Origin of the sequence: Aurantiacibacter gangjinensis (assembly GCF_001886695.1) — a bacterium.
Lineage (GTDB): Bacteria > Pseudomonadota > Alphaproteobacteria > Sphingomonadales > Sphingomonadaceae > Alteraurantiacibacter > Alteraurantiacibacter gangjinensis.
Genome location: NZ_CP018097.1, coordinates 2,116,641 through 2,139,945, shown reverse-complemented (window position 1 = coordinate 2,139,945; position 23,305 = coordinate 2,116,641). Strand labels below are relative to the sequence as shown.

General features: G+C 62.2%; 17 protein-coding genes and 1 tRNA gene. 11 read left to right on the top strand and 7 right to left on the bottom strand.

What is annotated here, in order from left to right:
- Positions 1-191: 191 nt before the first annotated feature.
- The 3 genes from BMF35_RS10440 to BMF35_RS10430 form a co-directional block, all read right to left on the bottom strand.
- Positions 192-677, bottom strand: a complete 486-nt coding sequence (locus tag BMF35_RS10440) for a hypothetical protein (RefSeq protein WP_047005885.1) — start codon at positions 675-677, stop codon at positions 192-194.
- Positions 678-1,358: 681 nt separating this feature from the next.
- A tRNA-Asn gene (locus tag BMF35_RS10435) sits at positions 1,359-1,433 on the bottom strand.
- A gap of 95 nt (positions 1,434-1,528) precedes the next feature.
- Positions 1,529-2,320, bottom strand: coding sequence for an NAD kinase (locus BMF35_RS10430; RefSeq protein WP_047005884.1), 792 nt, complete (start codon positions 2,318-2,320; stop codon positions 1,529-1,531).
- A gap of 113 nt (positions 2,321-2,433) precedes the next feature.
- On the opposite strand from BMF35_RS10430, the gene BMF35_RS10425 reads away from it, so the two are divergent.
- Complete coding sequence (locus tag BMF35_RS10425) at positions 2,434-3,243, top strand: EAL domain-containing protein (protein WP_052765916.1); 810 nt, start codon at positions 2,434-2,436, stop codon at positions 3,241-3,243.
- Between the two features lie 32 nt (positions 3,244-3,275).
- Here BMF35_RS10425 and BMF35_RS10420 read toward each other — a convergent pair whose 3' ends face one another.
- The 3 genes from BMF35_RS10420 to BMF35_RS10410 all read right to left on the bottom strand — a co-directional run bounded on the left by BMF35_RS10420 (position 3,276) and on the right by BMF35_RS10410 (position 9,656).
- The gene (locus BMF35_RS10420) at positions 3,276-5,693 is read right to left on the bottom strand and encodes a prolyl oligopeptidase family serine peptidase (protein WP_047005883.1); all 2,418 of its coding nucleotides are present in this window, start codon (positions 5,691-5,693) and stop codon (positions 3,276-3,278) included.
- A 59-nt stretch (positions 5,694-5,752) separates the two neighbouring features.
- Positions 5,753-9,235, bottom strand: coding sequence for a transcription-repair coupling factor (mfd, locus tag BMF35_RS10415; RefSeq protein WP_047005882.1), 3,483 nt, complete (start codon positions 9,233-9,235; stop codon positions 5,753-5,755).
- A gap of 157 nt (positions 9,236-9,392) precedes the next feature.
- The gene (locus BMF35_RS10410) at positions 9,393-9,656 is read right to left on the bottom strand and encodes an FAD assembly factor SdhE (RefSeq protein ID WP_047005881.1); all 264 of its coding nucleotides are present in this window, start codon (positions 9,654-9,656) and stop codon (positions 9,393-9,395) included.
- Positions 9,657-9,776: 120 nt separating this feature from the next.
- Here BMF35_RS10410 and recG point away from each other — a divergent pair, with 120 nt between their 5' ends.
- The 10 genes from recG (at position 9,777) to BMF35_RS10365 (ending at position 21,998) form a co-directional block, all read left to right on the top strand.
- Complete coding sequence (recG, locus tag BMF35_RS10405; RefSeq protein ID WP_047005880.1) at positions 9,777-11,843, top strand: ATP-dependent DNA helicase RecG; 2,067 nt, start codon at positions 9,777-9,779, stop codon at positions 11,841-11,843.
- Positions 11,844-11,907: 64 nt separating this feature from the next.
- A complete protein-coding gene (locus BMF35_RS10400; RefSeq protein ID WP_047005879.1) occupies positions 11,908-12,453 on the top strand; it encodes a hypothetical protein in 546 nt (181 codons plus the stop codon).
- A gap of 67 nt (positions 12,454-12,520) precedes the next feature.
- Entirely contained in the window at positions 12,521-14,350 is a 1,830-nt protein-coding gene (locus BMF35_RS10395) for a DUF885 domain-containing protein (RefSeq protein ID WP_064971393.1), read from the top strand.
- Between the two features lie 65 nt (positions 14,351-14,415).
- On the top strand, positions 14,416-14,607 hold the full coding sequence (locus BMF35_RS13660; protein ID WP_156172042.1) for a hypothetical protein: 192 nt from the start codon (positions 14,416-14,418) through the stop codon (positions 14,605-14,607).
- A gap of 20 nt (positions 14,608-14,627) precedes the next feature.
- The gene (locus BMF35_RS10390) at positions 14,628-15,872 is read left to right on the top strand and encodes a lipoprotein-releasing ABC transporter permease subunit (RefSeq protein ID WP_047005878.1); all 1,245 of its coding nucleotides are present in this window, start codon (positions 14,628-14,630) and stop codon (positions 15,870-15,872) included.
- Positions 15,865-16,545, top strand: a complete 681-nt coding sequence (locus BMF35_RS10385) for an ABC transporter ATP-binding protein (RefSeq protein ID WP_047005877.1) — start codon at positions 15,865-15,867, stop codon at positions 16,543-16,545. The genes BMF35_RS10390 and BMF35_RS10385 overlap by 8 nt, the downstream gene beginning before the upstream one ends.
- Before the next feature lie 94 nt (positions 16,546-16,639).
- A complete protein-coding gene (locus BMF35_RS10380; RefSeq protein WP_047005876.1) occupies positions 16,640-17,176 on the top strand; it encodes a hypothetical protein in 537 nt (178 codons plus the stop codon).
- A gap of 50 nt (positions 17,177-17,226) precedes the next feature.
- Positions 17,227-17,568 (top strand): hypothetical protein, encoded by a 342-nt coding sequence (locus BMF35_RS10375; RefSeq protein ID WP_047005875.1) that lies wholly within the window; start codon positions 17,227-17,229, stop codon positions 17,566-17,568.
- A 72-nt stretch (positions 17,569-17,640) separates the two neighbouring features.
- Positions 17,641-21,108 (top strand): DNA polymerase III subunit alpha, encoded by a 3,468-nt coding sequence (gene dnaE, locus BMF35_RS10370; RefSeq protein WP_047005874.1) that lies wholly within the window; start codon positions 17,641-17,643, stop codon positions 21,106-21,108.
- Positions 21,105-21,998: a DUF4019 domain-containing protein gene (locus BMF35_RS10365; RefSeq protein ID WP_052765915.1), complete on the top strand. Its 894-nt coding sequence runs from the start codon at positions 21,105-21,107 to the stop codon at positions 21,996-21,998. The genes dnaE and BMF35_RS10365 overlap by 4 nt, the downstream gene beginning before the upstream one ends.
- A 100-nt stretch (positions 21,999-22,098) precedes the next feature.
- Here the strand turns inward: BMF35_RS10365 and BMF35_RS10360 are convergent, their stop codons facing one another.
- Positions 22,099-23,256: an OmpA family protein gene (locus tag BMF35_RS10360; protein WP_047006517.1), complete on the bottom strand. Its 1,158-nt coding sequence runs from the start codon at positions 23,254-23,256 to the stop codon at positions 22,099-22,101.
- Positions 23,257-23,305 lie beyond the last annotated feature (49 nt).

Genomic DNA, 23,305 nt, shown 5'->3' with positions numbered 1-23,305 from the left:
CCAATCGAATATACGCACAATGTCAGAAGCGCTTAGTTTAACTGCAAAAGACTCAACCTCTGACTGAGATAGTTGATTGATAGAAATTGTTTGATCAGCCTGACCGTCTCCATCTAAATCAATATCCACTGACGTGACATCAGTATAGAAATTCATCGACTGCAGAACACTTAGCAAGCTCATAACCACCCCTATCTCACAGAAATTTTTTGCCATTCCGTCCCGTTATCACCGGGAAGAGCGTTGTATAGGCCCCCGTCTTCATCAAGAAAAAAGAATCGACAATTTGTCGGCATAAAGATGGGCTCAAGTAGGCAAATTTCGTTGTCCTTTAAAAGAAAATGACCAGAAAAGGTAGCAGCACCAAAGCTTAAGCTTGAGCCGGATATCACGCTGTTTGGTCCAGTAATTTCCAGACCAAAGCGTTGCTCGCGCATCGTCTCGTGCTCAAAGGACAACAGAGGCTTGTCGTGAATTAAGCGATACAGTTCTGGCTCCGACATTGGACGATGGCCAGCCAAGTTATCGGGCATTTCTGCTTCGGGAAGATCAATGACTTCGAAAGAGTAGCGCGCCGCCAAGTAAACTCCATAGAGACCAAAGTCCGAAAAGTATTTCCAAGCGTTTGCCGCGAATCCAATCCAAATGGCCATTAGTGCCAGCGTCAGCCAGCGCATCCCTTTCCATATACGAGCCGACGCCCTTGGCTCTAAAGCTATGCACTCACTCATACGCTCTCCGCTACAATCGTGAATATAGCCACGACATTTTCACCTTCAGCAAGGCACCAAAGACCAAAATGACGACATGAAAGTAGCAGAAGTAGAGAAATAGTTAATTCTCGGGGGTAGCGCTGCTTGCGATCCGAGTCAGCAACCCGTCAGAATGAGCAAAGATCTCGCAGTGATGGTTGTGCCTCCCAGTCACCAACACCCTCCCTACTCGGCTAACTGCCAGATGGTCTGAGCAGACGTGAAGCGTCGACTCGCACTTTTCACGTGACCAAAGTGACGTGAAGAGAGGCTAAGTCAGGTGGCTATTCTTCTTTTAGCAATTTTCTCAAATGATTAGCGAGCTCAGCGTTCCCGCCCTTGCCTCGTCTAAGGTCTGTGTAAGAGGGGACAAGAGGTATCGAATAATCCGCCGGGTGCCGGTCTTGATCTCAGCCTGCACGCTCATACCCGGTTGTACTCTTTCACATAGCGGATGCGGATCTGCGATGTCCGGCCCGCAATCAAGATCGCAATTACAAGGCTGCGCTGTCTCACTGGCCGACGGGTCAAAGAGGCGCGGCCTTTTTCATGCGCGCTATCCGTCCGGATCGAAGCGGCACTTCCCATTGGCGATGTCGTGAAAAGTGGCTCCCCGAGTTGGATTCGAACCAACGACCAAGTGATTAACAGTCACCTACTCTACCGCTGAGCTATCGGGGAGCAGCCCCCAAGCGGTATCGAGGGGGCAGGTGAGCGCGTATATGGTCGCGGATTCGCTTTGGCAACCCTGAAAAACGCGGCTCTTTACGCTTTTGTCAGTGGGCGAATTGTTCGGCCACGATGCGCTCGTCCAGCGCCTGGCCGGGATCGAAGAGCAGCGTCATTTCCATCTCGTGCGCGACCTCGATCTGCACCTCGGCGATGTCGCGAATTTCGCGGAAATCGGCGACTGCGGCGACCGGGCGCTTCTCCGGCTCGCGCACGCGGAAGGTCACGCGGCTTTGATCCGGCAGGATCGCGCCGCGCCAGCGCCGGGGGCGGAACGGACTGATCGGGGTAAGGGCCAGCATGCCGGAGCCCAGCGGTAGGATTGGGCCATGGGCGGAAAGATTGTAGGCGGTCGAGCCGACCGGTGTCGACAGCAGGATACCGTCGCCCGCCAGTTCCGGGATACGCACGCGGTCGTTGACCGATATCTCGACCTTCGCCGTCTGGCGGGTTTCACGCAGCAGGCTGACTTCGTTGATGGCGCAGGCGGAATGCGTTTCCCCGGACTGCGTCGTCACCGTCATGCGCAGCGGTTTGACCCCGAGCGGCTTTGCTTTGGTAAGGCGCTGAATCAGGCCCGCCGCGCCGCGATAACGGTTCATCAGGAAGCCGACAGAGCCGAGATTGAGACCGAAAACTGGTAGCGATTTGCCGCCTTCCAGCATGTCGTGCAGCGCATCGAGCATGGTGCCGTCGCCGCCGACCACGATCATCGCGTCGGCCTGATCCGCAGGCACGAAGTCGATCTGGTCGCACAATTCGCGCGCCGCATCGGACGCCCGCTCGCTTTGCGAATGGGTGAGCGCCAGCTTTCCGAATCGTGTGTCGTTACCGCTCAATGAACGCCCGCTCCTCAGCCCGCTTGCGCGCAACCCTATGAAGCGGCGTCCCGATTTGCAACGCGGCATTCGCGCGGGCAGACTGACAGCCCCGATTGCGACAGGGAGCGCGCATGGCCGTACCCGCCCATATACATGACAGACGCCGCCGGCAGGATCGCCGCCGCACGGACCCGCACCCTGTGGCAGGCGAGCTGGCCGATGCGATGGCGGACGACGCCATTACCATGGTGTTCCAGCCGCAATTCCGCTGCGCCGATGGCGCCGTTTGCGGGGCGGAGGCGTTGATCCGCTGGCAGCACCCCGAACATGGCCACATGAATGGCGACAGGCTGGTGGCAATCGCCCAGCATGGCGGTCTCGGTCGCAGATTGGCACGTCATGTAGCGCGCAGTGCGATGGAAGCGGCCGCCGGATGGCCTGCCCATATCGGCGTTTCATTCAACGTTACCGCGATGGACCTGCATGACCGTACCTTTGGCGAAGACTTGCTGGCTCTGCTGGGCGAGACCGGTCTTTCGCCGGAGCGGCTGACGCTGGAAATTACCGAGCAGGCTCTTGTCGACGATGTCGAGCAATCGGCGGAGCGTCTCGCCGCGCTGGCGGAAAATGGCATTCATCTCGCGCTCGATGATTTCGGCGCGGGTTTTTGCAATTTCCGCTACCTGAAACTGCTGCCGCTGCACGCGCTCAAGCTGGACCGCGCGATGGTTGAAGGCATTGCCAGCGACGAGCGCGACCTTGCCGTGCTGCGCGGCATTGTCGCCATGGCGAAGGCGCTGGGTCTTTCTGTCACGGCAGAGGGGGTGGAGACAGAGGCGGTGCGCGACCTGGTCGCGCAGGAGGGCTGCACGGCCTGGCAGGGTTTTCTCGGTGCAAAGCCGCTGGCAGAGCCTGACTTCGCCCGCTTGCTGAAAGGGTAAGCCCCCGCCGCGCCTGCGACGGGGGCCGTCGCTTAATCGCCTTCGGCAGGCGCTTCGGCGTTCTTTACGTGCTCGTCGAACCAGTCGATCATTTCCGCCAGCGTGTGCAGCACGCTTTCGCGCCCGCGATAGCCGTGGCTTTCATGCGGCAACATCACCAGCCGCGCGGTGCCGCCCGTGCCGCGAATGGCGGCGAACATGCGTTCCGATTGCTGCGGGAAAGTACCGGAATTGTTGTCATTGTCGCCGTGGATCAGCAGCATCGGCTCGTTGATCATATCGGCGGCCATGAAAGGCGACAGTTCGTAATAGGTTTCCGGTGTATCCCAGAAGATGCGACGCTCCGACTGGAAGCCGAAAGGCGTAAGCGTACGGTTGTAGGCGCCGGATCGCGCGATGCCGGCGCGGAAGATGTCGCTGCGCGCCAGCAAATGCGCCGTCATAAACGCACCATAGCTGTGCCCGCCCACGCCGACGCGGTAGCCATCGCTGATGCCGCGCTCCACCGCGAAATCGACCGCCGCCTGCGCGGAGGACACGATCTGCTCGATGAAGGTATCGTTCACCGTTTCCGGATCGTCGCCGATCACCGGCATGGCGGCGTTATCCAGCACGGCGTAGCCCTGCGTCAGGAAGAAGAGCTGCGAATAGCCGCCGATGCGGGTGAACCGATACGGACTGTCGCGGTTCTGCGAAGCCGTGGCGGCGTTGTTGAACTCGCGCGGATAGGCCCACACCACCAATGGCAGGGTTTGCCCCTCCTCGTAATCGGCGGGAAGATAGAGCGTAGCGGTCAGCTCGGTGCCGTCTGCGCGCGTGTAGGTCACCAGCTCGCGGCTGATGCCGGTCAGCTCCGGATGGGGATCGGGGAAGGTGGTGAGCGCAGTCACATCGCCATCGTCATGCAGGCGGAAATTGCCCGGATCGAGCGGGTTTTCGTAAAAGGTGATGAAGCTGCTGCCATCATCCTCCAGCACGTCGACCACGCTTTCCAGGTTCTCGCCCGACGCGCGCCAGACTTCTTCGGTTTCCAGCGTTGCGAGGTCGAAACGGCGCAAGAATGGGCGCAGGCCATCGGGCGTTGCGCCGCTGCCCGACAACAGAAGCACGCCATCATCGTTACGCGCCACACCGAACCCGGCATCGGTCGTCACCATGACGGGTGAGCCAGGATCGGCATAGGCATCCTGGATATTGCGCATGAACACTTCGCGCGGTGCGTTGTCACCGGTCACGTCTATCTGCGAGAGGCGCAATTCGCGGGTGTCGCGGTCGTAATCGTAGGCGATCACATCGTCCGTGCCTTCCATGCCCATGAAGCCGGAGAAGCGATCTTCAAAGCGGGCGATCTCGCGGGGGTTTCCGGTGAACGGCGCGGCGAGGCCGTACATGGCATCGCGCTCATCAGTCTCGACCCGCGGGTCACCGCCATCGAGCGCCTCGGCCCAGACGAGCAGGGCGGGCTCGGTCGGATGCCAGATGATGCTGCGGCGACCGGTGGGCACGCCCTGCACAGGCAGGTTGTCGGCCAGCGGCTGCTGCGCGATAGTCGCCAGCATCTCGCCATCGGCATCGGTCACGACCGATGTCAGCGGGAAACTGGAATAGGGGACCTGATAGCTGAAGGGCTGCTCCAGCCATTCCTGCAGCATGTACTCGCCATCGGGGGATGCGGCGGCATAGGTGTAGAGGCGCGCCTCGCCCAGCACTTGCCGTTCTCCGCTATTAAGGTCGAAGGCGATGGGCTGGCTGGTGCCGAGCCAGGTAAACAGTGCCTCGTCATGCGGGTTTTCGAGCAGATCCTGATAGGTGCGCGTCTGCGCTTCCTCGCCGCCGCTGGCATCCTGGATAGCGGGGCCGGCGGGTGTCAGCGATTCGGTCGGCATGGGGCCACGATTCTCGGGGATGGTCAGCGCCAGCAGGCGGCCATCGGGCAACCAGCGAGGGCCCTGGAAGATCGGATTGATGCCGCGCTCCAGCACGGTGGTCGCTTCCCCGGTGGCAGCGTCCAGCACCATCAAGGCCATGCCGTCTTCATAGGTATTGGTGAAGGCGATGCGTGACCCATCGGGCGACCATGCCATGTCCGAGATATCGGCATTGGCGGGTAGGGAGACCGGCATTTCGACCGAGCCATCGAGATTGCGCAACGTCATGCCGACATAGGCGCGCGTGCCGTGGCGATCGTTGATCGAGCTGTCGAGCCGCAAGCCGGCGAGCTTCTCCATCGGGCGCGCCAGATCCGCCACGGGCGGCAGGCTCTCGCGCTCCAGCAGCAGCAGCGTCTCGCCATCGGGGGAGACCGAGACGGCGGGCGAGGGCGCGCGCAGCACGATGTCGGTAATCTCTTGCGGAGGTTGCTGGTAGCCTTCCGTTTCCTGCGCGATGGCAGGCGTGGCGAGAGGCGCGGCGAGGGCAAGGCCCAGCGCGGTGGTAAGCATGAAACGCATTTTGCAGGTCTCCTCCGTTGCCCGCGCAGTAAATCGCGCAAGGGCAGCGATGGCAAGACCTATGCCGCCTGCTTCTGCGCCTTTTTTACGATGCCGCCCAAACCCTTGGTCAGCTGGAACAGGCCGTTGAGGCGGCTTTGCGGATCGCCCCAGGCGCGGTTGATCTGCAATTTCATATCAGGGCGCAGCTTGGCCGTGTCCTTCAGCCGCTCCACATAAGCCAGCAGCCCCGCCGGATCGGGGAATTCGTTGTTGTGGAACGTCACCAGCGTGCCGCGTGCGCCGACTTCGATCTTCGAAATGCACGCCTCTATGGCCTGCGCCTTGATCTCGATCAGGCGGATGAGGTTCTTGGTCGGCTGCGGCAATTCTCCGAAGCGGTCGATCATCTCGGCGGCGAGGCTTTCCACCTCGGCCTTGCCCTCGGCCTGGTTGAGGCGGCGATAGAGCGCCATGCGCACGGCGAGATCGGGCACGTAGTCCTCGGGTATCATGATGGGGGCGTCGACGGTGATGGACGGGGACAGGCGGCCGCGGTCCTTCTCCAGCCCGGCATCGCCCGCCTTGGCGGCGAGGATCGCATCCTCCAGCATGGATTGGTAAAGCTCGAAGCCGACTTCGCGGATATGGCCCGATTGCTCGTCCCCCAGCAGATTGCCCGCGCCGCGGATGTCGAGATCGTGGCTGGCAAGCTGGAAGCCCGCGCCGAGACTGTCGAGATCTCCCAGCACTTTCAGGCGCTTCTCCGCCACCTCGCTCAGCTGCGTGTCGGCAGGCGTGGTGAGATAGGCATAAGCGCGGATCTTGGCACGGCCCACGCGGCCGCGCAGCTGGTAGAGCTGGGCTAGGCCGAAGCGATCCGCGCGGTGGATGATCATGGTGTTGGCCGATGGCAGGTCCAGCCCGCTTTCCACGATGGTGGTGGAGAGCAGCACCTCGTATTTGCCCTCGTAAAAGGCGCTCATCCGGTCTTCGATCTCGCCAGCGCTCATCTGGCCATGCGCGGCGACCACTTTGACTTCGGGCACCGTATCGCGCAGCCACTGCTCCAGCGGCTCCATATCCGAAATGCGCGGCACGACGATAAAGCTTTGCCCGCCGCGATGATGCTCGCGCAGCAGCGCCTCGCGCACCACCATGTCGTCCCACTCCATCACATAGGTCCGCACGGCAAGCCGGTCGACGGGCGGGGTCTTGATGGTGGAAAGTTCGCGCAGGCCTGTCATCGCCATTTGTAGCGTGCGCGGAATGGGCGTGGCGGTCAGCGTCAGCACATGCACATCGGCGCGCAGTTGCTTCAGCTTCTCCTTGTGCGTGACGCCGAAACGCTGCTCCTCATCCACGATAACAAGGCCCAGATCCTTGAACTGCGTGTTCTTGGAAAGGATGGCATGGGTGCCGATCACGATGTCGATATCGCCTGACGCCAGGCCTTCGCGCGTTTCCTTCATCTCCGTGGACCGGACAAGCCGCGACAAGCGGCCGACCTTGAGCGGAAAACCGGAGAAACGATTACGGAAATTCTCAAAATGCTGGCGGGCGAGCAGGGTAGTGGGCGCGATCATCGCCACTTGCTGGCCATTCATGGCGGCGACGAAAGCAGCGCGCAGCGCGACCTCGGTCTTGCCGAAGCCCACATCGCCGCAGATGAGGCGATCCATCGGCCGCCCGCTTTCCAGGTCGCGCAGCACATCGTCGATGGCGGCATCCTGGTCGTCGGTTTCCTCGTACTGGAAGCGGTCGAGGAACTGGTTGTAGCTGGCATCGTCCGCGCTCAGCACCGGCGCCTTGCGCAGTGAGCGCTTGGCGGCGACTTCCATCAGCTCGCCCGCAATCGCGCGGATGCGCTCTTTCAGCTTCGAGCGGCGCTTCTGCCACGCTTCGCCGCCCAGCCTGTCGAGCGCAACGCTGTCTTCCGCGCTGCCATAGCGGCTGAGCACCTCGAGGTTCTCGACCGGGATGTAGAGCTTGTCGCCGCCCTTATATTCCAGCATCACGCAATCGTGCTGGCTCTTGCCTGCCGCGACCGGCTCCAGGCCCAGATACTTGCCGATGCCGTGATCGACATGCACCACCAAATCGCCGCGGCTGAGTGCCTGCAATTCGGCGAGGAAGGCATCGGCATCCTTCTTCTTCTTGCGGCGGCGGACGAGGCGATCGCCAAGTAAATCCTGCTCGGTGACGACTTCCATCTCGTCATTGGCGAAGCCCGTATCGAGCGGCAGCACCATTGACGTCGTCTTGCCCTTCGCCGACGCACCGAGCGCTTCCTGCCAGCTATCTTCCAGCTGCACCGGCGTGCCCGCTTCCTCGATAATCGAGGCGATGCGGCTGCGCGATCCGGCGGAATAGGCGGCGATCAGCGGTCGCTTGCCCTGCGCTCCAAGCCCCTTGAGGTGCGAGGCGGCAGCGTCATACACGTTCTGGCCCGCCTTGCGCTCCGGCGTGAAATCTCGGGCTGACCTGAAGCCGAAATCGATGACCTTGTCGCTTTCGGGCTCCGCGAAGATGCTGGCGCGATGGATCGGCCAGTCCGCCATGCCGGACTGCAATTCATCCTCGGTCAGGTAAAGCGCATCGGGCGCAAGCGGGCGATAACTGCCTTTCGCCTGTCCGGCGATCTCGCCGCGCTGTCGGTGGTAGTCGGCAATGTCCTTCAACCGTTCGTCGGCGGCCTGCATGGCGCCTGCATCCACGACGATGGCATCGTCTTCGCCGAGGTGGTCGAGAAGCGTTGCCAGCTTCTCCTCCAGCAGCGGCATCCAGTGTTCCATCCCGGCAAGGCGGCGGCCATCGGAAACCGCTTCGTAGAGCGGGTCTTGCGTTGCGGTCGCGCCGAATTTCTCGCGATAGCGGCTGCGGAAACGCTTGATGCTGTCCTCGTCCAGTAGCGCCTCGCTGGCGGGCAGCAGCAGGTGGCTGTCGATCCGCTCGGTCGTGCGCTGGGTGCTTGGATCGAACAGGCGCAGGCTTTCCAGCTCGTCCCCGAAGAAATCGAGTCGCAACCCGGCATCGAGTCCGCTGGGATAGATATCGACGATGCTGCCGCGCATCGCGAATTCGCCTGTATCGACCACGGTATCGACCCGGCTGTAGCCCTGACGACGTAGCAGCCAGGCCAGGCTGTCGAAGCCGATCTGGCTGCCCACCTTGAACTCGCGCACCGCCTCGCGCACGCGGAACGGCGTGAGCACCCGCTGTAACAGCGCGTTGATCGTGGTAACGACGAGCTGGTTCGGACCGCTTTTCTTCTGCAGCGCATGAAGCGCCGCCAGCCGCCGCGCGCTGACGGAAAGGGCGGGGCTGGCGCGGTCGTAAGGCAGGCAGTCCCATGCGGGGAACTCCACCACGTCCAGCTCCGGCGCGAAAAATCGCGCGGCATCGATCACGGCACGCATGGCGGCATCGTCCGGCGCGATGAACACGGCCCGCCGCCTCGCCGCGCGGGCAATGTCGGCCATCACCAGCGGCTGCGCACCGCGCACGATGGAGGCAAGTGTGAGCGGCGATTTGGCGGAGAGGATGCGGGAAAGGTCGGGCATTGAAGAGAGAACCATCTGGCAGGCAAAAGTGCCCCCTCCTTTTGAAAGGAGGGGGTTGGGGGTGGTTTGGGCAAGGTCACCACCCCGCTGCGGCTAGGTTCGCCTACGGCTTACCAAGCCTCGCTGCCCCTCCTTTGAAGAGGAGGGGTGGTCAAGATCAAATCTTGACGTAATCCAGCCGCTGCATCGCGCTCATGTGGTTGCCCTGAAACTCGGCCGGAACATCGGCGGTGCCCATGGCCCAGGCCATTACGTCCACATCGTCACGCTCCAGCAGGCGTTCGAACCAGTCGAGGCCGGCCTCGTCCCACTCGGCATGGTAGCGGTCGAAAAAGCCGCCGAAGGTGTAATCCGCTTCCCGCGTGCCGCGATGCCATGCGCGGAATTTGGCCTTGGCGAGGCGGGTGGTAAAGTCTGTCATGGGGCCCCACTAACAAACTTCGTCATTCCCGCGAAGGCGGGAATCCAGCTTCTACGTCTGAAAGTGGATTCCCGCCTTTGCGGGAATGACGGTGAGGAAGAGACCCGCTAGAGCAACGTCATGCGGCCCGAAGAGCTCATCCCCCTGTTTGCCGAAACGGACGGCCTCGACGGCGTCGGGCCGAAGGTGAAGAAGCCGCTGGCCAAGCTGGGGCTGACCCGGGTGCGCGACGTCCTGTACCATTTGCCTGAGCGCTTTGTCGTGCGCCGTGCGGTGACCGATCTCGACGATGGCCAAGTGGGCGAACAAGTCGTGGTCGGGCTGACGGTTACCGAACATCGCGCCAGCCGATCCCCGCGTGGGCCATATCGTGTGCTTGCGACGGACGATAAGGGCAATGTCTGCGCCCTCACTTTCTTCGGGCGGGCGAGCTATTCTGCGAAAAAGCAGCTGCCCGTGGGGGAAAAACGCTGGGTGGCCGGCCGGCTCGACCAGTACGACCAGATGCTGCAGATCGTGCATCCGGATCACATTGCGGAAAGCAGCGACCGCGCCATGGGCCGCATGGTAGAGCCGGTCTATCGCCTGTCAGAAGGGCTGACCCAGCCGCGCATCGGCAGTCTTGTAGAGCAATCGCTGGCCCGCGCACCCGAACTGCCCGAATGGATCGAGCCTAGTGCTCTCGACCGCGAAGGCTGGCCCAGCTGGCGCGACGCGCTGGTGCTGGCCCATGGCGGCGAGAACCAGAAGGTGCGCGACCGGCTCGCCTATGACGAACTGTTCGCCAATGCGCTGGCGCTGACCCTTGTTCGGGAGAGCAACAAGCGGCGCAAGGGACAGGCCTTGCAGGGCGACGGCTCCCTGAGGGACAAACTTCAGTTGCCTTTTCCCCTGACTGGCGCGCAGCGGCGCTCGATAGAGGAGATCGCAGGCGACATGGCGCAAGCCAGCCCCATGCTGCGCCTGCTGCAAGGCGATGTAGGCGCGGGCAAGACAGTGGTCGCGCTGGAAGCCATGCTGGTGGCGAACGAGGCAGGCGCGCAGGCCGCGCTGCTGGCGCCGACCGAATTGCTCGCGCGGCAGCATTACGAGACGCTGCGCACCATGGCCGCGCCGACTGGCGTGGAAGTCGCTCTGCTGACAGGGCGCGACAAGGGCAAGTCGCGCGAGAGCATCCTGATGGGTCTGCTCGACGGCAGTATCGACATCGTCGTCGGCACCCACGCCATTTTCCAGCAGAGCGTAAGCTACAAGAACCTCGGGCTCGTCGTGATCGACGAGCAGCACCGTTTCGGTGTCTCGCAGCGGCTGATGCTGACGCAAAAGGGCAAGGTGACGCCGCACACGCTGGCCATGACGGCCACGCCCATTCCGCGCACGCTGGTGCTGGCGCAATATGGCGAGATGGAGGTCAGTCGCCTGGACGAACTGCCACCCGGCCGCCAGTCCATCGACACGCGCGTGCTGCCGCTCGACCGGATCGATGACATCGCCGCCGCTGTGGGCCGTCATGTAACCAGCGGCCAGCAGGCCTACTGGGTCTGCCCCATGGTGCGCGACAGCGAGACGATGGACGACGATATTGCCGCAGCCGAAGCGCGCTATGCTTCGCTGAGAGAGCGGTTCGGTGACGACGTGGTGCTGGTTCACGGCCAGCTTGCGCCCGAGCTCAAGGATGCTGGCATGGCGCGATTTGCGGCGGGTGAGGCGAAGATCCTCGTCGCAACCACGGTGATCGAGGTCGGCGTCGATGTGCCCAACGCCACGCTGATGGTGATCGAACAGGCCGAGCGCTTCGGCCTGGCGCAGCTGCACCAGTTGCGCGGACGGGTGGGGCGGGGCGCGGAGAAATCGACTTGCCTGTTGCTGCGCGGCGGCGAATTGTCCGAAACCGGCAAGAAGCGTCTCGAATTGATGAAGACCTCGCAGGACGGTTTCGAACTGGCGGAGGAAGATTTGCGCCTGCGCGGTGGCGGCGAGTTGCTCGGCACGCGGCAATCGGGGGACGAGGCGTTCAACATCGCCAGCCTCGAACAGATCACTCGCCTGCTGCCCATCGCCAATGCCGACGCGAAGCTGCTGATGGACAATGAAGGCGGGCTGGAAAGCGAGCGCGGCAAGGCCGCCCGTTTGGTACTTTACCTGCTGGAACGCGACTGGGGCGTGCAAACCCTGCGCGGCGGATAACCGCTTTAACCGATTGTTTTGAGATGCTTGCTATCCCTTCTCGTAAGAGGGAGCCGGGGGACCCATGCATACATTCCGCTATAGCATCGCCAAACTGCTGACGCTGATCGCGCTGGGCGTCGGCCTGTATTTCGTCGGCGACTGGATGAGCGATGTCTATCAGCGCAAGCGCTGGTTCCTGGGCATCATGATGATGGGCCTTGGGCCGTTTTGCTCGATTAGCGGCCTCATCATGCTTCTCAACCGCGATGTGATGACGCTGCATCCCGACGGAAAGATCGGCTACTTCAAATGGACCGGCCGCCAGAGCGCAACTTGGCGCGACTATCGCGGGATGAATATCCAGCAGGCCTCTGGCAGCACGCATCTGCAACTCGATTTCGGCAAGGGCTATTTCGGCAACTGCCACATCTCGGTCAAGCTGCTGGAGAAGGAGCACGGCGATGTGCGGGATGTGATGACGGTGTTTCACGCATTTCTCGAAAACCAGCATGCGCGCGCCAGCGGCAATTACACCGCGCCGGAGATCGCCCACCGCACGCGCCCCGCTGCGCAAGCGCCGCAGCCCGCTGCGCCGGTGGGCGGCGGATTCGGTCGCAAGGGCTTGTAGTCACGACGCTTGCCATAGTCACGCGCGGCACTAGTCTCTCTCGCAAACATTTCGGGAGACACCGCATATGATCCGCCACCTTCTCGCCGCATCGGCGCTTGCCATCACCATCGCCGCGCCCGCTCCCGCCTTCGCGCAGGATGCCGAGGCCGATTTCCGCGAGCTCCGTGAAGATGTTTGGCAGTGGACGCTGGACCAGTCGCCCTGGCTGTCCGAACAGGTCGGCGACCGGCGCAATGACGGGCAGCTGGGCGATCCGTCGCTGGAAGGGTACGAGCAGCGCCTGGAAGAGACGCGCGCCTTCCGTGCGCGGCTCGATGCGATCGATGCCGAAGCGCTGCCCGGAACGCTGCAGATCGACCATGCGCTGATGCATCGCTCTTTCGCCGACAGCCTTGAGGCGGCGACATTCGACCATAGCCGCTACCAGACCTTCACCAATCGCGGCGGGCCGCAGGGCGCGATTGCCAGCCTGCCCTATTCCAGCCCGCTTTTCACCGTCGCCGATTACGACAGTTACCTCACGCGGCTGGAGAGCTTTCCCGAATATATCGCCACTTTCATCGACCGCAGCGAAGGCGCGATCGAGCGCGGGCTGACGCAGCCTTGTGAGCCGATGCAGGGTTACGAGAATTCGATCGGCGGCTTCATCACCGATACGCCGGAGGAATCGGTCTGGTGGCAGGCGTTCGAGGAACGGCCATCCACGATCACCGAAGAGCAATGGGACCGGATCGTGGCACGCGGTCGCACCGCCATTACCGAAGGCGCGTTCGCAGGCTTAGAGGACTTCCGCGATTTCTATACGCAGGAATTCGCGCCTGCCTGCCGCACCGATGAAGCGCCCGGAATTGGCGGCACCCCTGGCGGGCAGGAGTATTACGCCCACCGTGTGCGCAGCTTCACCACCACCGACATGACGCCGCAGCAGATCCACGAGCTGGGCCTGTCCGAAGTCGCGCGCATCCGGGCGGAGATGGAAGCCGTCGCCGCCGAGGCAGGGTTCGACACCCGCGAAGCATTCATCGAGCATTTGCGAACCGATCCGCAATATTATCCCACCGACGGGGAAAGCTATCTGGAGCATACGCGCGCACTCGCCAAAGAGATCGACGGCTGGATGCCGCGCCTGTTCGGCACCCTGCCGCGCCTTCCCTACAGCGTGGAGCCGATCCCGGCCGCCGTCGCGCCCGGCAACACCACCGCCTATTACGAGCGCGGCTCCATCGTGACCGGGCAACCGGGCATCTATCGCCTGAACCTGACCGAACTGGACCAGCGCCCGCTCTGGGAATTGCCCGCGCTTGGCCTGCATGAGGCGGTGCCGGGGCACCATCACCAGATCGCCTTGCAACAGGAGCTCGAGATCCATCCACTGCGCGCCAATGGCAGCTTTTTCACGGCGTTCGTGGAAGGATGGGGCCTCTATGCAGAACGGCTCGGCATCGAAATGGGGCTTTACGATACGCCCGCGAAAGAGATGGGCCGGTTGAGCTACGAAATGTGGCGCGCCAATCGCCTTGTCGTGGATACGGGCCTGCATGCGTTCGGTTGGACGCGCCAACAGGCGGTCGACTACATGCTCGACAATACGGCGCTCTCCGAAGGCAATATCAATGCCGAGGTCAATCGCTACATTACCTGGCCCGGGCAGGCGCTGGCCTACAAGGTCGGCGAGCTGAAAATCCGCGAATTGCGGACCCGCGCCGAAGAAAGGCTGGGCGCCGATTTCGACCTGCGCGAGTTCCACGATACCTTGCTGGAGAACGGCGCAGTGCCGCTCGATGTGCTGGAAGCGCATGTCGATCGCTGGATCGGGGAGATGGCGGTCGCGCGCGCAGTGCGACAGGAGGCTGCCATGGACGACGCTATGCAGGTGGACGAGGAAATTCGCTAGGCTGTCCTACAACCGGCCAATCGTGCAGCGCGGGTGTCTCCATTAATCGAGAGGCATCCGAATGAATGACTATTTATTCCCGCCAAAGTGTCAATTTCGCATTTCCGCAGCAAAGCCCTGTAACAGAAGGGAAATGCATCGTGACGATGGCCTCTCGCCTTGTCAGCTTTGTCAACTTCGGCGGGCGGGGCATGTCGCGCGGACAATTTTCATTGCGGGGCAAGGTTCGCCTCCTTAATGCCACCCCCGATGCCTGAACCTGCAAAGCGTTTCTGACGTGTTCCTCTCTCCATTCGAATGGTCCATCGCCAAGCGATACATGCTGCCTGGCCGCAGCGAGGCGGTCATTGCGCTGGTGGCCGGTATCTCCATCACCGTGGTCGCGCTCTCGGTCGCCATGCTGGTGATCGTGATGAGCGTGATGAACGGCTTCCGCTATGAATTGCTCGACCGCATTACCGGATTGAACGGCCACGCGGTGGTCGTGGCGCATGGCGGGCGGCTGAACGATTGGGAAGAGGTGCTGGAAGAGGTCCGCAACACGCCGGGCGTCACAGAAGCCTCTCCGCTGATCGAACAGCCGCTGCTCGCCACCTTCAATGGCCGCGCGGAAGGCATTTTCGTGCGCGGCAACACGGATGAAGATATCGCGGCGATGGAGCCGAACGTACTGCAAGGCTCGCTCGACAGCTTAGGCACGGAGGGTGAGCGCAATATCGCTATCGGCTCTCGCCTGCGCGACAATCTCGGCCTGCGGCTGGGTGACACGCTGGTGATCGTCAATCCGCAGGGGCGCCCCACGCCGTTCGGCACGGTGCCGCGACAGATCGGCTATACGGTGACGGCGGTGTTCGAGATCGGCCTGTACGATTTTGACGAGCGCTACGTCATCATGCCTATTCCCGATGCGCAGACGCTGCTGATGGCAGGTGACAGCATCGGCATGATCCGCATCCACACCAAAGACCCGCAGCAATCGCGCGAAATCCTCGCGCCGCTGGCCGAAAGCCTGCAAGCGCGTGCCAACCTCGTGAACTGGCAGGAGATGAACGCCTCGCTGTTCGAAGCCCTGCAAGTGGAGCGCGTCGCCATGGCGTTCGCGCTGGGCATCATCGTGCTGGTCGCGGCGTTCAACATCCTGTCCAGCCTTGTGATGCTGGTGCGCAGCAAGACGCGCGACATCGCCATCATGCGCACGATGGGCGCGACGCGGCGCAGCTTGCTCAAGATTTTCGTGACGACCGGCTCCATCGTCGGGGTGCTCGGCACCGGCATCGGACTTTTGCTGGGCTTTGTCGTGCTAACATTCCGCCAGCCCATCGTGACCGGCATCAGCAACCTTTTTGGCGTCGAATTATGGGATCCGTCGGTGCGCTTCCTGACGGAGCTGCCCGCCCGCACCGATCCGGTCGAGGTGCTGTGGATCGCCGGCATGGCCATGGGGCTCAGCTTCCTGGCGACGCTTTATCCGTCCTACCGCGCCTCGAACACCGATCCTGTTGAGGTGCTGCGCTATGAGTAACGCCGAAGCCGTCGTTTCGCTGCGCAATCTCACCCGTAGCTTCCAGCAGGGCGATGTCCGTATCGATGTGCTGCGCGGTGTCGATCTGGATGTCGGCCCAGGCGAAATCGTGGCGCTGCTGGGCCAGTCCGGCTCGGGCAAGTCGACCATGCTGCAAGCCGTGGGTCTTCTGGAAGGCGGTTTCGGCGGCAGCATCCGCATAGCCGGCAAGGAAGCCAGCCAGCTGGATGCCGCAGAGCGCACATCGCTACGGCGAGAGCATCTGGGTTTCGTTTACCAGTTCCATCACCTGTTGCCGGATTTCACAGCGCAGGAGAACGTCGTGCTGCCGCAGCTTCTGCTCGGCACCAAGCGCGCCGAAGCCGAATTACGGGCGCAGGAATTGCTCGGCTCGCTGGGGCTGGAGCATCGCCTGACCCACCGGCCCAGCAAGCTGTCGGGCGGCGAACAGCAGCGTGTTGCCGTCGCCCGTGCGTTGGCGAACAAGCCGCAGCTGGTGCTGGCAGACGAGCCGACCGGCAATCTGGATGAGAAGACGTCCGAGCGCGTGCTGAGCGAGTTCCTTGAGCTCGTGCGCGGGCAGGGCAGCGCGGCACTGGTCGCCACGCATAATGAGCGGCTCGCCGCGCGCATGGACCGCGTGGTGCGCCTGCATGACGGCGTGATCGAATAGCCGCTCGCCGCAGCAAATCGCGCGTTGGTCCGATTGGTGTTGCCTACCGATGCGCGCTATCGCTTGATGCCGCTATCTATCGGGAGGGGACATCATGCTGACATCCATCGCATTCGCCATCGCTTTGCAGGCAACGCAGCCTGCGCAAGACGCACCCGCCTCGCCATCGCCCACGCCCCCTTGTGAAAGCGATGGCCATGGCGGCTTTGACTTCTGGGTCGGCGAATGGAGCGTCACGCCAAACGGCGCGGAGGAGCCGGTGGCCAACAGCTCGATCCAGCGCCTGCACGGTGGCTGTGCCGTTCGCGAACAATGGATGCCTTTCCGCGGCGAGGGCGGGAGCAGCCTCAACCATTATGATGCGCGTACAGGTATATGGCGGCAGGTGTGGATCGGCTCTGCCGGCGAGCGGGTCGAGTTTACCGGCGGCCGCGCCGGCGAAGCCATGGTGCTGGCAGGCTATTGGGGCCGCGGACCGCAGGGCAATCCCCTTCTGGTCCGCATGACTTACACGCCGGACGCCGACGATTACGTCCGCCAGCATGGCGAGACGTCTACCGATCACGGCCTCACCTGGCAGACCAGCTTCGATTACATCTACAGGCCGCTGCCTGCTGCCGATGCAGAGTAACCCTCGCGAGCTTTGCGGCGAAGGTGTAGGCAAGCAGTGAGGAGAGCATCATGCTCGAAGCAATCAATCAGTGGATATTGGGTCTCGGCGCCGAGTATGGCGTGAACCCCTACATTTTCGGCGCGATCTATATCGGCGCGATCCCGTTCTTCATCGCCAGCATCGGTTGGCTGGTAAAGCGCGCCCGCGCCGGCCAGTCGACCGTGCTGCCGACCATGATGGCGGGCTTTTTCTTCGTGTCCGCCTATCTCTACCTAGCGCTTGTAGGCGAGAACATCCCCGTGTGGGTATGGATCTTCCTAGCGGCGCTGGTGGTCTACGGCGCGTGGTCGCAAGTGCGCCAGACGCGCAAGAAGATCGCCGAGGCAAAAGCGGTCGGAGAGGCAAGTTAGGGGTAAGACTTTCCCTCCGTTTTGTGCCGGTTACGCCTTGGCGAAGAGGGGCAAAGTTCGCATATTGCGCGTATGCCATTCACCAAGTTCGTACCCCTTCGCGTTCTGTCGAGCTATTCCATGCTGGAAGGCGCGATCGACCCGAAGGGCATTGCCAAGCTGGCGAAGGAGCGGGGCTTTCCCGCCATCGCCATCTGCGATCGCAACGGGCTCTACGGCTCGTCCATGTTCGCAGGAGCGTGTCTTGGCGAAGGCGTCCAGCCGATCATCGGCACGCTGCTGGGCGTAATTGCGGATGACGGGAAAACGGTCGATCACCTGCCGCTCTACGCGCAGGATGAGGATGGGTGGAACAATCTGTGTCACCTTATCAGCCGCGCCCATCTCGACAGGCCGCTGGAGATGGCTCCGCATGTCGCAATGGCTGACCTTGAGGGGCACACCGATGGGCTGATCGCGCTGACCGGTGCCAGCGAAGGGGCGGTCACTCGCCTGCTGGCCGATGGCAAGGAGAGGCGCGCGCATGAGCGGGCCGAGCGCCTCGCTAGGCTTTTTCCGGAGCGGCTATACGTCGAACTGGCGCGGCGTGGCCATCCGACAGAGGAAGCGGCGGAGCAGGGCCTGATAGAACTTGCCTACACGCAGAACCTTCCGCTTGTTGCCACCAATCCCGCCAATTTCGCAGAACCGCACATGCACAGCGCGCATGACGCCATGCTCTGCATCGCCAATTCCAGCCAGATCGATAGCGACGACCGGCCGACCTCCAACCCGCAGGCATTCGTCAAATCCGCGCGGATGATGGAGGAGTTATTTGCCGACCTGCCGGAAGCGACCGCCAACACGCTCGTCATCGCGCAGCGCTGCGCATTCGCACCTCCGCGCCGTGCGCCGATCCTGCCCAGCCTCGCCGGAGACCAGGCGGGCGAAGCGCGCATGCTGGAAGAGGATGCGCGCAAGGGCCTCGCCGCGCGTCTCGAACCCTATGGCGAGATGTCGGACGAAGAGCTGAAAGTCTACGTCGATCGCCTCGATTATGAAGTCGGGGTGATCCGCAATATGGGTTTTCCCGGTTACTTCCTGATTGTTGCCGATTTCATCAAATGGGCAAAAGCACAGGGCATCCCGGTGGGGCCGGGGCGCGGGTCGGGTGCGGGCAGCCTTGTCGCCTGGGCACTGACCATTACCGATCTCGACCCGATCCGGCTCGGCCTGCTGTTCGAACGCTTCCTTAATCCCGAACGCGTGTCCATGCCCGACTTCGATATCGACTTTTGCGAAACGCGGCGCGGCGAAGTGATCCGCTATGTGCAGGATCGGTACGGCAAGGATAAGGTCGCGCAGATCATCACCTTCGGCAAGATGAAGGCGCGCGCCGTGCTGCGCGATACGGGACGCATCCTGCAAATGCCCTATGGCCAGGTGGACCGTCTTACCAAGATGGTGCCCAACCACCCGACCGACCCGTGGACCTTGCCACGTACGCTGAACGGTGCTGCCGACTTCAAGCGCGAATATTCGAACGATAATGAAGTAAAGCGCCTCGTCGATCTCGCCATGCAGCTGGAGGGCTTCCCGCGCAATTCCTCCACCCACGCCGCCGGTGTGGTGATCGGCGACAGGCCATTGAGCCAACTCGTTCCGCTCTACCGCGATCCGCGATCCGACATGCCGGTGACGCAGTTCGACATGAAGCATGTCGAAGATTCCGGGCTCGTAAAGTTCGACTTTCTCGGCCTAAAGACCCTTTCCGTACTGCGGAAAGCCGTCGACCTGCTGAAGCGGCGCGGGATCACGGTCGATCTCGACGGACTGGCTTGGGACGATGAGGGCGTGTTCGACCTGCTGAAACGCGGCGACACGGTCGGTGTGTTCCAGCTGGAATCGGAAGGCATGCGCCGCACGCTGACAGCGGTGAAGCCGACCAAGTTCGAAGACATCATCGCGCTCGTTTCGCTCTATCGCCCGGGTCCGATGGACAACATCCCCAGCTTCGGTAAGCGCAAGGCGGGCGAAGAAGAGATCGTCTACCCGCACCCCAAGCTAGAAGGCATCCTGGCCGAGACCTACGGCATCTTCGTCTATCAGGAGCAGGTGATGCAGGCCGCGCAGATCCTTGCCGGGTATTCGCTCGGCGATGCCGACTTGCTGCGCCGCGCCATGGGCAAGAAGGTCCAGGCGGAGATGGACAAGCAGCGCGGAAGGTTTTGCGAAGGTTGCCTCGAAGTCAGTGGCATCGAGAAGGACGAGGCGAACCGCCTGTTCGACTTGATCGACAAGTTCGCAGGCTACGGCTTCAACAAGTCGCACGCGGCTGCTTACGCGCTGCTATCTTACCAGACGGCTTGGCTGAAAGCGCACTACCCGGAAGAATTTTACGCCGCATCCATGTGCTTCGACATGCACCAGTCCGAAAAGCTGGCGGTGTTCGTCGACGATCTGCGGCGCAACGGCGTGCAGCTTCTCGGCCCCGATATCGGCGCATCGGAAGCGGAATTCTGCGTGCAACAGAGCGAGGATGGCTGGGCCGTTCGCTACGCGCTCGCAGGTATTCGCAATGTCGGCGAAAAGGCAATGGAGCAGGTCGTGGCCGAGCGGGAGGCGCATGGGCCTTTCGAAACGCTGGAAGACATCTTCAAGCGCCTGCCGGCCGGCTCGATGAACCGCAAACAGTTGGAAGGTTTGGCCGGCGCTGGCGCGTTCGACAGTTTCGAGCCGAACCGCGCGAAGGTGCTTGCCAACGCCGATATGCTGCTGGCGGTGTCCGATGCAGCCAATCGCGAAAAGGCCAGCGGGCAGGCAGGACTGTTCGGCGGTGAGGATCACGCGGAGCCGACGCTGCGCCTGGTCGATGCCGACTCTTGGCCGCGCGCTGACCAGATGGCGATGGAGCGCGACGTCTTCGGCTTCTACTTCGCAGCGCATCCGGTGCAGGAATTCCGCCAGGTTGCCGACGCGCAGGGCGCTCGGACCTATGCATCTCTGATGGACGGCGGCTTCGGCGGCGGACGCCAGCCCGCGGTGATGGCGGCGATGGTGGAGAGCGTGAACAAGGGCCGCACCAAGCGGGGCGCGGAGTTCATCCGTGCAGACTTTTCAGATGCGTCCGGTCAATTCAGCGCCGCCTGCTTCGAGGAATCGCTGGTCGACGAATTTCTGCGCTGGGCCGAGGATGGCACCTGCGTGCTGCTGAATGTCGAGCTGGATTCGCCCAATCCGGACGATCCGCCGCGTGTTACCGTGCGCGGTGCGCGCCCGCTGGCAGAGGTCAAAAGCACGGCCAAGATGCAGTTGACGGCAGACGTGCACGATGTTGCAGCTCTCGAAACGCTGAAGCAATCGCTCGAGCCGGGCAGGGCGGGCCACGGCGAAGTCGTTCTGCATTTGCGAACCGGCGAAGATTACGAGCCACAGGTGCTGATAGGCACGGATTATGCGCTGGGGGGCGATCTGGTGGATCGGCTCTCGGCCATTCCGGGCATCACTAATGTGGCGCTGTCTCCGATAAAGGGCGTGGGCCATTTGCGGCTTGTTGCATGACGCATGCGGTCGACAGCCTGACCGAAAAGGAGAAGGAGGCGCTACGCCTGCTGCTGGCGGGCCACGATGCCAAATCCAGCGCGTCGGAATTGGGCTTGTCCGTTCATACGATCAACGACAGGCTGCGCAATGCACGCCGCAAACTGGATGTGACAAGCAGCCGAGAGGCCGCAAGAATATTGGGGGATACGGAGGAGAGGGCACCCCAAAACCCTGCACACAAACCGTTTGGGGTCGCGGAAGGCAGTGGTGATGCGGACGTTGGTGGCACCACGGCGCACGAAGGTTCGGTACCCGCCGGACCGGCGCGGTGGAAAACAGGAGCCACCGTCATGATCCTTTCGCTCATAATCGCAGCCGGCGCTCTCGCCATATCCAGCGGCACATTCACCGAAGCTGCGCCGCCAGCGAACGATAGCGCCGCCAATGCGCCGGCATCGCCGGTACCGACAGTCACGGCGACAGAGACGATAGCTGTCACACCGATGCAGACAGCCGCGCAAAGCAATTTTCAGCCATCGCCGGCTGTCGCAAGCGCCGAATCGGAAAGTGCCGCAGTGGCATGGCTCGGACTGATCGAGAATGAGGAGGCAGAGGTAAGCCGGCAGGCCGCCGCACCGGTCATGCGCGATCGTCATTCAGATGGCCTGTGGGCAATCGGCATGGCGCTGCGCAACAACAATTACGGTGTCGTGCTTGAGCGGGATCTTCTCGCGGTCAATCGCCGGGCGGCCCCTGCCGGCAGCGCAGCCAGCGAAATCGAGGTGCTCATTTTCGAAACCGATTTTTCGAACAGTCCGGGCGCGCAGGAAGTGCTCGTCATGCACCGGATCGACGGGCGCTGGATGGTCGCTGATTACGATCTCAGCGAAGCAGGCGATTGCGACTGATCCATAGCGTCAAGACTTAGCGAAGAGACTCTAATCGCAAACAAAAAGGGCCGGAGCATTGCTGCTCCGGCCCGATTTGTTTTGCCATTGAGGCAGTCGCTTACATGCCCGCGTTGGGGCCGTAGGTGACTTCCACGCGGCGGTTCTGCAGTTCGCGGACACCGTCGGCAGTCGGGACACGCAGGTCCGTTTCGCCGAAGGCTTCGCTGGAAATGCGGCCACCCGGGATACCGCGAGCGGTCAGGTAGTCATACACCGATTCGTTACGGCGCATGGCGAGGCCTTCATTGTAGGCCATGGTGCCCGAGGTATCGGTGTGACCGGCCAGCATGATGGAGGCCGTGCCGCAATCGCCATAAGCGGTGATTGCGCTGTTCAGTACCGAAGCAGCTTCCGGCGTGATGTCCGACTGATCCCAGTCGAAGAACACGATATACGGACCGCTTTCACACACTGCTTCCGGCGGCGGAGGCGGCGGCGGAGGCGGCGGGGGTGGAGGAGGCGGCGGCGGGGGCGGCGGCGGAGGAGGAGGCAGAATAACTTCTTCCTCGCGACCGAAGTTGAAGATGAACGTGCCAAGCAGAGAGTGGCTGTTCACATTCGCACCGAACGGACGACCGGCCTGATCGACAAAGGTCGGGTCGGTGACGTTGTGGTATTTGTACTTGATGGAGGCGTCGATATTGCGGGTCAGCGGAGCGCGGACTTGCGCGATTGCCTGCCATGCAAAACGAGTGTCGCTGTCGTCGACGATGCCATCACTGCGAGTGAAGGCGGTCACTTCGTTGAAGCTGGTATTCGAGATGCCGATACCACCACCGGCGGAAACGGAGATGCCATCATCATCGCCGAAGTCGAGCAACACGTTGAACATGCCGCTCCAAGTGTTGAAATCACCGGCAATCGGCTCAAACACTTCCTGGTCGAAACCGACGGGGGCATCGAAGATGAAGGGCAGACCGACCAGGTTTTCGTCTAGTACGCGGTCGATGTCGAATTCGCGATAGGCGCCTTCGATCTCGAAACGCAGCGGGCCGGCGTCGTAGCCGATGACGGCCTCGCCTTCCCAACCGTAATCCATTTCGAAAACGAGAATTTCATCATTATTGCTTGGGATGTCGTCAACGAGATCGAACTCGATATCTTCGGCGCTGCTGACACCGCCACCAAGTCCAATATAAAACTCGCCGTCGCCGGCCATCGCCGGCGTTGCGACGAAGGCCGTGGCCGTCATCAAACCGACTGTAAACTTCTTCATCTTGTAATCCCCCATATCAAAGGACTGCGAAACTTTGCGCAGCGCCGCA